The organism is Pseudomonas sp. AFG_SD02_1510_Pfu_092 (genome assembly GCF_003331055.1).
In the GTDB taxonomy this organism is placed as follows: Bacteria; Pseudomonadota; Gammaproteobacteria; order Pseudomonadales; family Pseudomonadaceae; genus Aquipseudomonas.
Map to the genome: position 1 here is coordinate 1 of NZ_PUQD01000098.1, position 9,916 is coordinate 9,916.

11 protein-coding genes are annotated in these 9,916 nt (G+C 62.1%); 8 read left to right on the forward strand and 3 right to left on the reverse strand.

Going from position 1 to position 9,916, the window contains the following annotated elements; translation table 11 throughout:
* Positions 1–208: 208 nt before the first annotated feature.
* Both uraH and C6A77_RS25440 read right to left on the reverse strand, forming a co-directional pair.
* The gene (gene uraH, locus C6A77_RS24535; protein ID WP_016711727.1) at positions 209–562 is read right to left on the reverse strand and encodes a hydroxyisourate hydrolase; all 354 of its coding nucleotides are present in this window, start codon (positions 560–562) and stop codon (positions 209–211) included.
* 17 nt (positions 563–579) lie between these two features.
* Positions 580–885: a hypothetical protein gene (locus tag C6A77_RS25440; protein WP_133295915.1), complete on the reverse strand. Its 306-nt coding sequence runs from the start codon at positions 883–885 to the stop codon at positions 580–582.
* Positions 886–961: 76 nt separating this feature from the next.
* Between C6A77_RS25440 and puuE the strand changes: the two genes are divergently transcribed.
* The 7 genes from puuE to C6A77_RS24570 all read left to right on the forward strand — a co-directional run bounded on the left by puuE (position 962) and on the right by C6A77_RS24570 (position 7,983).
* Complete coding sequence (gene puuE / locus C6A77_RS24540) at positions 962–1,888, forward strand: allantoinase PuuE (RefSeq protein WP_114171940.1); 927 nt, start codon at positions 962–964, stop codon at positions 1,886–1,888.
* The gene (gene uraD / locus C6A77_RS24545; RefSeq protein WP_114171941.1) at positions 1,888–2,403 is read left to right on the forward strand and encodes a 2-oxo-4-hydroxy-4-carboxy-5-ureidoimidazoline decarboxylase; all 516 of its coding nucleotides are present in this window, start codon (positions 1,888–1,890) and stop codon (positions 2,401–2,403) included. Before puuE ends, uraD begins: the two co-directional genes overlap by 1 nt.
* A 49-nt stretch (positions 2,404–2,452) precedes the next feature.
* Entirely contained in the window at positions 2,453–2,956 is a 504-nt protein-coding gene (locus C6A77_RS24550) for an ureidoglycolate lyase (protein WP_003259500.1), read from the forward strand.
* A 59-nt stretch (positions 2,957–3,015) separates the two neighbouring features.
* Entirely contained in the window at positions 3,016–4,344 is a 1,329-nt protein-coding gene (locus C6A77_RS24555) for a urate hydroxylase PuuD (protein WP_114171942.1), read from the forward strand.
* Between the two features lie 225 nt (positions 4,345–4,569).
* On the forward strand, positions 4,570–5,925 hold the full coding sequence (locus C6A77_RS24560; RefSeq protein ID WP_114171943.1) for a nucleobase:cation symporter-2 family protein: 1,356 nt from the start codon (positions 4,570–4,572) through the stop codon (positions 5,923–5,925).
* Between the two features lie 137 nt (positions 5,926–6,062).
* Positions 6,063–6,848 carry an outer membrane protein OmpK gene (locus C6A77_RS24565; protein WP_114171944.1) on the forward strand — a complete coding sequence of 262 codons (786 nt, stop codon included), beginning with the start codon at positions 6,063–6,065 and terminating at the stop codon, positions 6,846–6,848.
* Positions 6,849–7,200: 352 nt separating this feature from the next.
* Complete coding sequence (locus C6A77_RS24570; RefSeq protein ID WP_114171945.1) at positions 7,201–7,983, forward strand: outer membrane protein OmpK; 783 nt, start codon at positions 7,201–7,203, stop codon at positions 7,981–7,983.
* 122 nt (positions 7,984–8,105) lie between these two features.
* Here the strand turns inward: C6A77_RS24570 and C6A77_RS24575 are convergent, their stop codons facing one another.
* The gene (locus tag C6A77_RS24575; protein WP_114171946.1) at positions 8,106–9,020 is read right to left on the reverse strand and encodes a DUF808 domain-containing protein; all 915 of its coding nucleotides are present in this window, start codon (positions 9,018–9,020) and stop codon (positions 8,106–8,108) included.
* Between the two features lie 132 nt (positions 9,021–9,152).
* Here C6A77_RS24575 and C6A77_RS24580 point away from each other — a divergent pair, with 132 nt between their 5' ends.
* Entirely contained in the window at positions 9,153–9,764 is a 612-nt protein-coding gene (locus tag C6A77_RS24580; protein WP_114171947.1) for a TetR/AcrR family transcriptional regulator, read from the forward strand.
* Positions 9,765–9,916: the final 152 nt, after the last annotated feature.

Here is a 9,916-nt window from a genome sequence, read left to right on the forward strand (position 1 = left end):
GCCCTGATGAAAAATCAGGACGAATACGTCACCAAAGGCGGGAAACTGGCTTGCTGAAAACCATAGAATCTCCCACATAGGTATCACCTGTGGGAGCGGGCGTGCCCGCGAAGAGGCCGGTACAGGCAACACAAAAACTGCAGACGAAAAAAAGCCCGCCAGTGTGAGAGCGGGCCAAAGGACCTACGAAGATTCTTCTAGCGACCAACTAGCTTCCACGATAGGTCGAATAGCTGTACGGCGAGATCAGCAGTGGCACGTGGTAGTGCTCTTGCTGCTCGTCGATACCAAAACGCAGCACGACGACATCCAGGAACGCCTGGGCCGGCAGCTGTACACCGCGAGCGCGGTAATAATCGCCAGCGCTGAACTGCAGCTGGTAAACACCGCTGCGGTAGTCGTCACCCTGCAGCAGCGGCGCATCTACGCGGCCATCGCTGTTGGTCAGGGCAGTGTTCACCAGCTCCAGTTGCTGGCCTTCGACACGGTACAGCTCGACCTTGATCGAGCTGCCCGGGCAGCCATGCGCGGCATCCAGTACGTGTGTGGTCAAACGTCCCATTGCTTGTCGCCTCTTGTTCAATCTGTGGGCAAAAAATACACGGCCATCGCCACCGCCAAGGGCCTGCGATGTGCGGGAATGCCGCCATTAAGACATTCCATCGCCAAATTGTACACAATTTTTTGATCCCTTCCGTCGCACCCCGGGATTCTTGCCGATAAACGACCCATCGGTCGCAGATACAGGCGCGGTGCCGGGGCCATCGTCACAAGCTGACCAATCAGGCAGGTTTCTTGCACTGTTTTTCCAGGGCGCTGCGAGGCGACAAAAGGGAAGAAATGCGGAAAAACAGGCTTACAAAAGATTTCAGAAGTTGTATACAATCAGCCCATCCGGTGGTGCGACATCCCGACGCGGCCCGCCCACCCCCCGCACAAACGCACAAGAAGGAAGACTGCAGTGAGCGCTGACTACCCTCGCGACCTGATCGGTTACGGCAACAACCCTCCTCACCCGCAATGGCCGGGCAACGCTCGCATCGCGCTGTCTTTCGTCCTCAACTACGAGGAAGGTGGCGAACGCAATGTCCTGCACGGTGACAAGGAGTCCGAAGCGTTCCTGTCCGAAATGGTCGCTGCCCAGCCGCTGCAGGGCGTGCGCAACATGAGCATGGAGTCGCTGTACGAATACGGCAGCCGCGCCGGCGTATGGCGCCTGCTGAAGTTGTTCAAGGACAGCGGCGTGCCGCTGACCATCTTCGCCGTGGCCATGGCCGCCCAGCGCCACCCCGACGTGATCCGCGCCATGGTCGAAGCCGGCCATGAAATCTGCAGCCACGGCTACCGCTGGATCGACTACCAGTACATGGACGAGGCCCAGGAGCGCGAGCACATGCTCGAAGCCATCCGCATCCTCACCGAAATCACCGGCGAGCGCCCGCTGGGCTGGTACACCGGCCGCACCGGCCCGAACACCCGTCGCCTGGTGATGGAAGAAGGCGGTTTCCTGTACGACAGCGACACCTATGACGACGACCTGCCCTACTGGGAACCGAACAACCCCACCGACAAGCCGCACCTGGTGATCCCGTACACCCTCGACACCAACGACATGCGCTTTACCCAGGTGCAGGGTTTCAACTGCGGCGAGCAGTTCTTCCAGTACCTGAAAGACGCCTTCGACGTGCTGTACGCCGAAGGCGCCGAAGCCCCGAAAATGCTCTCGATCGGCCTGCACTGCCGCCTGGTCGGCCGCCCGGCACGCCTGGCCGCGCTGAAGCGCTTCGTCGATTACGCAAAAAGCCATGACCAGGTCTGGTTCGCCCGTCGCGTGGACATCGCCCGCCACTGGCACACCACCCACCCGTACAAGAAAGAGAACGCCTGATGACCGCCTTCCAGACCCTCAAGCCCTCCGCCCTGGGCCGCGACGCTTTCGTCGAGGCCTTCGCCGACATCTACGAGCACTCGCCGTGGGTAGCCGAAAAAGCCTATGACCTGGGCCAGCTGGCCGAGCTGGACGAGATCGAGGCGCTGCACCAGCGCATGAGCGACATCCTGCTCAGCGCCAGCCACGCCGACCAGCTGGCACTGATCAACGCGCACCCGGACCTGGCCGGCAAGGCCGCCATCCAGGGCGAGCTGACCGAATCGAGCACCAACGAGCAGGCCGGCGCCGGCATCCACCAATGCACCGCCGAAGAGTTCGCCCGCTTCACTGAACTGAACGATGCCTACAAGGCCAAGTTCCAGTTCCCGTTCATCATGGCGGTAAAAGGCAGCAACCGGCACCAGATTCTCGCCGCCTTCGAAAAGCGCATCCACAACGATGCCGAAGCCGAGTTCAAGGAAGCCCTGGCGCAGATCAACCTGATCGCCCTGTTCCGCCTGCTGCAGCTGTAAGCACCAGCCGAACCTTATTCAGAAAACGAACAATAGAAGAGATATCCGCATGCGCACCCTGATGATCGAGCCCCTGACCAAAGAAGCCTTCGCCCCCTTCGGTGACGTGATCGAAACCGACGGCAGCGACCACTTCATGATCAACAACGGCTCGACCATGCGCTTCCACAAGCTCGCCACGGTGGAAACCGCCGAGCCTGAAGACAAGGCGATCATCAGCATCTTCCGCGCCGACGCGCTGGACATGCCGCTGACCGTGCGCATGCTGGAACGCCATCCGCTGGGCAGCCAGGCTTTCATCCCGCTGCTCGGCAACCCCTTTCTGATCGTGGTCGCGCCGGTTGGCGATGCACCTGTATCAGGTTTGGTCCGCGCCTTCCGCAGTAACGGCAGGCAGGGCGTTAATTACCATCGCGGCGTCTGGCACCACCCGGTGCTGACGATCGAAAAGCGGGATGACTTCCTGGTGGTTGATCGCAGTGGTTCCGGCAACAACTGCGACGAGCATTACTTCACCGAGGAACAGATGCTGGTCCTCAATCCCCACCAATAAGAAAAGGTCGGTCATGCAAAGGCACAGCCTGAGCGGGTGACCGGCAAGAGGTACATACTGTGGAAGCACACCTTCACGAATGGCTGAACCTGAGCATTCGCTGGGTTCACATGATCACCGGCGTAGCCTGGATCGGTGCATCGTTCTACTTCGTCTGGCTGGAGAACCACCTGAACCGAAGCAACCCGCGCGATGGGTTGTCGGGTGATCTCTGGGCAATTCACGGCGGTGGTATCTACCACCTGGAGAAATACAAGCTCGCACCCCCGAAAATGCCGGAGAACCTGCACTGGTTCAAATGGGAAGCCTACTTCACCTGGATGTCCGGTATCGCCCTGCTGTGCGTGGTGTTCTACTGGAACCCGACGCTGTACCTGCTGGCCCCTGGCAGCACCCTGAGCGGTGCCGAAGGCGTGGCCATCGGTATCGGCTCGCTGATCGCCGGCTGGTTCATCTACGACTTCCTGTGCGACTCGCCCCTGGGCAAGAAGCCGGCGTTGCTCGGTGCCGTGCTGTTCGTGCTGATCATCGCCGCCTGCTGGGGCTTCAGCCTGGTGTTCAGCGGCCGTGGTGCGTACCTGCACACCGGCGCGATCATCGGCACCATCATGGTCGGTAACGTGTTCCGCATCATCATGCCGGCCCAGCGCCAGCTGGTGGCGGCGATCGAGAACAACCAGACGCCTGACCCGGTACTGCCGGCCAAGGGCCTGCTGCGCTCGCGCCACAACAACTACTTCACCCTGCCGGTGCTGTTCATCATGATCAGCAACCATTTCCCGAGCACCTACGGTAGCCAGTACAACTGGCTGATCCTGGCCGGTATCGCGGTAGCTGCGGTGTTGATCCGCCACTACTTCAACACCCGCCACGACAGCAACAAGTACGCCTGGACCCTGCCGGTCGGCGCCCTGGCGATGATCTGCCTGGCCTACGTCACTGGCCCCAAGCCGATGGCCGTAAGCCCTGAGCAAGCCGCAGCGAAGGTCGAGTACCAGCCACTGCCGGCGACCGCAGTCGGTGGCAAGACCGCTGCCGAGCAGCGTGCCGAGGACGCCGCCAAGGCTGCCGCAGCACCTGCCGCGCCGGCCGAGGCACCCGCCCAGGCCAGCGCCCAGGCTGGCGGCGAGGGCTTCGACAAGATCCACAATGTCATCCAGGAACGCTGCACCGTGTGCCACTCGTCCAAGCCGACCAGCCCACTGTTCAGCGCTGCCCCTGGTGGCGTGATGTTCGACACCCCGCAGCAGATCCAGGCCCAGGCCGCGCGCATCCAGGCGCAAGCGGTCGCCAGCCAGATCATGCCGCTGGGCAACATCACCCAGATGACCACCGAAGAGCGCAAGCTCGTCGGCGACTGGATCGCCAAAGGCGCCCCGGTCAACTGATAGCACCTCGCAGGCCAACCCGCCCCCATGGGAACCCCTTTCCCTGTGGGAGCGGGCGTGCCCGCGAAGAGGCCGGCAGCCCCGGCCTCAAGTTCCATGTGTTACGCAACAAGCAAGCATCGAGCGTCATGCCTCGAGCGGAAACCCCAGGCTCTCTTGACCGAGCGCCTGCCGCCCGAAGCCGGCGCTTGGATCCGAGAATAAAAACAAAACTCGAGGTGCTGCATGTCCGAGTCCCGCAAGGCGTACATCCCCGTTGCGCCGCCGCGTGAGCCCTTGCCCCTGCTCCAACTGTTCCTGGTTGGCCTGCAACACGTTCTGCTGATGTACGGCGGCGCAATCGCCGTGCCGCTGATCATCGGCCAGGCCGCCGGGTTGTCCCGTGAAGAAGTCGCCTTCCTGATCAACGCCGACCTGCTGGTCGCCGGCGTCGCCACCATCATCCAGTCCTTCGGTATCGGCCCGGTGGGCATCCGCATGCCGGTAATGATGGGTGCCAGTTTCGCTGCAGTCGGCAGCATGGTAGCCATGGCCGGCATGCCCGGCGTGGGCCTGCAGGGGATCTTCGGCGCGACCATCGCCGCCGGGTTCTTCGGCATGCTGATCGCGCCGTTCATGTCCAAGGTCGTACGTTTCTTCCCGCCCCTGGTCACCGGCACGGTGATCACCTCGATCGGCCTGTCGCTGTTCCCCGTGGCGGTCAACTGGGCCGGTGGCGGCCAGGAAGCCGCTACCTTCGGTTCGCCGATCTACCTGCTGGTGGCCGGCCTGGTGCTGGCGGTCATCCTGCTGATCAACCGTTTCATGCGCGGCTTCTGGGTCAACGTATCGGTGCTGGTGGGGATGGGCCTGGGCTACATCCTGGCCGGCTCCATCGGCATGGTCGACCTGTCGGGCCTGAACGACGCACCGTGGCTGCAAGTGGTAACCCCACTGCACTTCGGCATGCCGACCTTCAGCCTGGCACCGATCCTGTCGATGTGCCTGGTGGTGGTGATCATCTTCGTCGAGTCCACCGGCATGTTCCTCGCCCTGGGCAAGGTGACCGATCGCGAAGTCACCCCGGGCATGCTGCGTCGCGGCCTGCTGTGCGATGCCGGTGCGTCGTTCATCGCCGGCTTCTTCAACACCTTCACCCACTCCTCGTTCGCCCAGAACATCGGCCTGGTGCAGATGACCGGGGTGCGCTGCCGCTACGTCACCATCGTCGCCGGCGCCCTGCTGATTCTGCTCAGCCTGCTGCCCAAGGCGGCCTTCCTGATTGCCTCGATCCCGCCTGCGGTACTGGGCGGCGCGTCCATCGCCATGTTCGGCATGGTCACCGCCACCGGGATCAGGATTCTCCAGGAGGCGGATATCGGCGACCGGCGCAACCAGCTGCTGGTTGCCGTGAGCGTCGGCTTCGGGCTGATCCCGGTGGTACGCCCGGAGTTCTTCGCGCAGATGCCGCAGTGGATGGAACCCATCACCCACAGTGGCATCGCCATGGCCACGGTCAGTGCCCTGGTGTTGAACGTGCTGTTCAACATCCTCGGCGGTGCCGACCGCGCGGTGCATAACGACGCCTGTCACCAGCACTGAGCAAAAGGGGGCGGCGCACTGCCGCCCCTGTTTCCACCTAGCCGTAACGCTTTACCGTCGGCCCGCCGGAATGGGCCGTCCGGGGCGCCTGCGCGCCGAAAAAACCCAACAAAAACAATAAGTCCGGGAAACACGACATGAAACGCATCACCACCTCCCTGTTGCTGGGCAGCAGCCTGCTGGCCACCCTTCCCGCCCACGCTGGCGAATGGCTGCAATGGCATGGCGAAAGCCTGACCTACCTGTACGGCAAGGACTTCAAGGTCAACCCAGGCATCCAGCAGACGGTCACCTTCGAGCACGCCAACAAATGGAAGTACGGCGACACCTTCATGTTCGTCGACAAGATCTTCTACAACGGCAAGCCCGACCCGGGCAAAGGCGTGACCACCTACTACGGTGAATTCAGCCCGCGCCTGTCGTTCGGCAAGATCTTCGACCAGAAGCTTGCCTTCGGCCCGATCAAGGATGTGTTGCTGGCCATGACCTACGAGCGTGGCGAGGGCGACAACGAGGCCTACCTGATCGGTCCGGGCTTCGACCTGAACATTCCCGGCTTCAACTACTTCACCCTCAACTTCTACCTGCGCAACACCGAAGGCAGCCGCCCCGGTGACAACGTCTGGCAGATTACCCCGGCCTTCTCGTACACCATCCCGGTGGGCAGATCCGACATTCTGATCGACGGTTACATGGACTGGGTGGTCGACAACGACCAGACCCGCCGTGGCACCTACCACGCCAACCTGCAGTTCAACCCGCAGGTCAAGTACGACCTGGGCAAAGCCCTGAACCTGGGCGTCAAGCAGCTGTACGTGGGCATCGAGTACAGCTACTGGAAGGACAAGTACGGCATCGACAGCCAGGGCAACATCGACAGCAACCAGAGCGTTACCAGTGCGCTGATCAAAGTGCACTTCTGAAAAACTGACCAAACGCACAAGTTTGTACCACACTGCTCCAGGACGGAGCACTTGAGGCAAGGCGCGCAAGCCAGTAATCTGCGCGCCCCCTCGATCAGGGCAGAACGGATTCTGCCTGCGTTTACTGACCGCTCAGTCAATGAATTCGGGCGGTTGGCCAACGTGTTGCCAGCCTGAAAGACCCTTTTCATCCGTTCAGAACGAAGTCGAGCAGGAAGGTTTTGCCAGCCCGGAAAAGTTGGCTCAACCCTTGCCAAACAGCTGTGGCCTATCGAAAAAAGCTGACTCAAAAGACAAAAAAGCGCCAACAACGAGCGCTGACAACAGATCAATCAAGGGAGCGACACTCGCAATGCGTACTATCAACAGCCTGATCCTCGCAGGCGGCCTGCTGGCCTGCGGTACCACCTTCGGCGGCGACCTGCTGCAATGGCAGAACAACAGCCTGACCTACCTGTGGGGCAAGAACTTCAAGGTCAACCCGTCGATCCAGCAAACCGTGACCTTCGAGCACGCCGATGGCTGGAAGTACGGCGACAACTTCATCTTTGTCGACAAGATCTTCTACCAAGGGCAGAAAGACGCGGGCAATGGCCCGAACACCTACTACGGCGAAATCAGCCCGCGCCTGTCGTTTGGCAAGATCTTCGACCAGAAGCTGGAACTCGGCCCGGTCAAGGACGTGCTGCTGGCGATGACCTACGAGTTTGGCGAGGGTGATACCGAGTCGTACCTGATCGGCCCTGGTTTCGACCTGGCGATTCCCGGCTTCGACTACTTCCAGCTGAACTTCTACAACCGCACCACCGACGGCAGCCGCGCCGGCGACAACGTGTGGCAGATCACCCCGGTGTGGTCGTACACCATTCCGGTGGGCGATTCCGACGTGCTGATCGACGGCTTCATGGACTGGGTGGTGGACAACGACGAGAACCGTCGCGGCACCTACCAGGCCAACCTGCACTTCAACCCGCAGATCAAGTACGACCTGGGCAAAGCCTTGCACCTGGGCGAGAAGCAGCTGTATGTGGGTGTCGAGTACGACTACTGGAAGAACAAGTACGGTATCAAGGACAGCGACGCCTTCACCACCGACCAGAACACCATGAGCTTCCTGGTGAAAGTGCACTTCTGATCCGTGCCTTTGGGGCCGCAATGCGGCCCAATCGCCGGCAAGCCAGCTCCCACAGGGTCCGACGCTATACCGTGTGGGAGCGGGTTCACCCGCGAACCGGGGCAAAGCCCCGGCCATGCACCTCAAGTGGCTGGCCGAACCGCCCGCCACAATTTCCCGGCAAGGCTCACCACCGCCAGCACCAGCGCACCGGCCACCACCCCGACCCCGCCGTTGAGCAGCGCCACGGTCAATGCCCCGCCACGCCCTGCGCTGAACGCCTCGATGGCATGATGCAGCGGCTCGATGCCATGCACCAGAATACCGCCGCCGACCAGGAACATCGCCGCCGTACCGATCACCGACAGGCTCTTCATCAGATAGGGTGCAGTGCGCAGAATGCCATTGCCCACCGCCCGGGCCAGGCGCGAAGCCTTGTGGGTCATCCACAGCCCCAGGTCATCAAGCTTGACGATGCCGCCCACCAGCCCATACACGCCAATGGTCATGACCACGGCAATGCCGGACAGCACGATGATCTGCTGGCTCAACGGCGAATCGGCAACGATGCCCAGGGTAATCGCGATGATTTCTGCCGACAGAATGAAGTCGGTGCGCACCGCGCCCTTGATCTTGGCCTTTTCGTACGCCACCAGGTCGACGCTGGCATCCGCCACGGCCTCCTTGCGGGCCGCATGCTGGGCCTCGTCCTCTGCATGGCTGTGCAGGAACTTGTGCGCCAGCTTCTCGAAGCCCTCGAAGCACAGGTAGGCACCGCCCAGCATCAGCAACGGCGTCACCGCCCAGGGGATGAATGCACTGATGAGCAACGCCGCCGGCACCAGAATGGCCTTGTTCAGCAGCGACCCTTTGGCCACCGCCCACACCACCGGCAGCTCGCGGTCGGCGCGCACCCCGGTGACCTGTTGAGCGTTGAGCGCCAGGTCATCGCCCAGCACCCCAGCGGTTTTTTTTGCCGCGACCTTGGTCATCAGCGAGACGTCGTCCAGCAGCGTGGCGATGTCGTCGATCAGTACCAGTAGACTGCTTCCTGCCATATTGAGATGTTTCCAGATGTATGAGTGAGCCGGAGTCTAGCCCAAAGCCGCTGCCTTGAGCGCCCGTCGAGCCCGGTGCTACCATGCCCGATCCCTCTTAGAGGTGGCCAGACACGAGGAAGATCCCTGACCATGAGCACCATTCGCGAGCGCAACAAGGAACTGATCCTGCGCGCGGCCAGCGAGGAATTCGCCGACAAGGGCTTCGCGGCCACCAAGACCAGCGATATCGCGGCCAAGGCCGGCCTGCCCAAGCCGAACGTGTATTACTACTTCAAATCCAAGGACAACCTCTACCGCGAGGTGCTGGAAAGCATCATCGCGCCGATCATGCAGGCGTCGACGCCGTTCAATGCCGAAGGTGACCCGAAGGAAGTGCTGAGCGCCTACATTCGCTCGAAGATCCGCATCTCCCGCGACCTGCCGCATGCGTCCAAGGTGTTCGCCAGCGAGATCATGCACGGCGCGCCACACCTGTCGCCGAACCAGGTGGCGCAGCTGAACGAGCAGGCGCGGCATAACATCGAGTGCATCCAGCGCTGGATCGACCGCGGGCAGATCGCCCCTGTCGATGCGCACCACCTGATGTTCAGCATCTGGGCCGCGACCCAGACCTATGCCGATTTCGACTGGCAGATTTCCGCGGTGACCGGCAAGGCCAAGCTGGCCGACAGCGATTATGACGCGGCGGCCGAGACCATCATCCGCCTGGTGCTCAAGGGCTGTGAGCCTGAGGTGGCCTGAGAGGGCCAGTGGGGCTGCTTTGCAGCCCAATCGCGACACAAGGCCGCTCCCACAGGGAATTGAAAAAACCCAGGGGGGGGGGGGGGGTGGGGGGAAGGGGGCGCGAGGGGCGCCCGCGGTGGTGGGGGGGGGCGGGGGGGGCCCCCCGACCC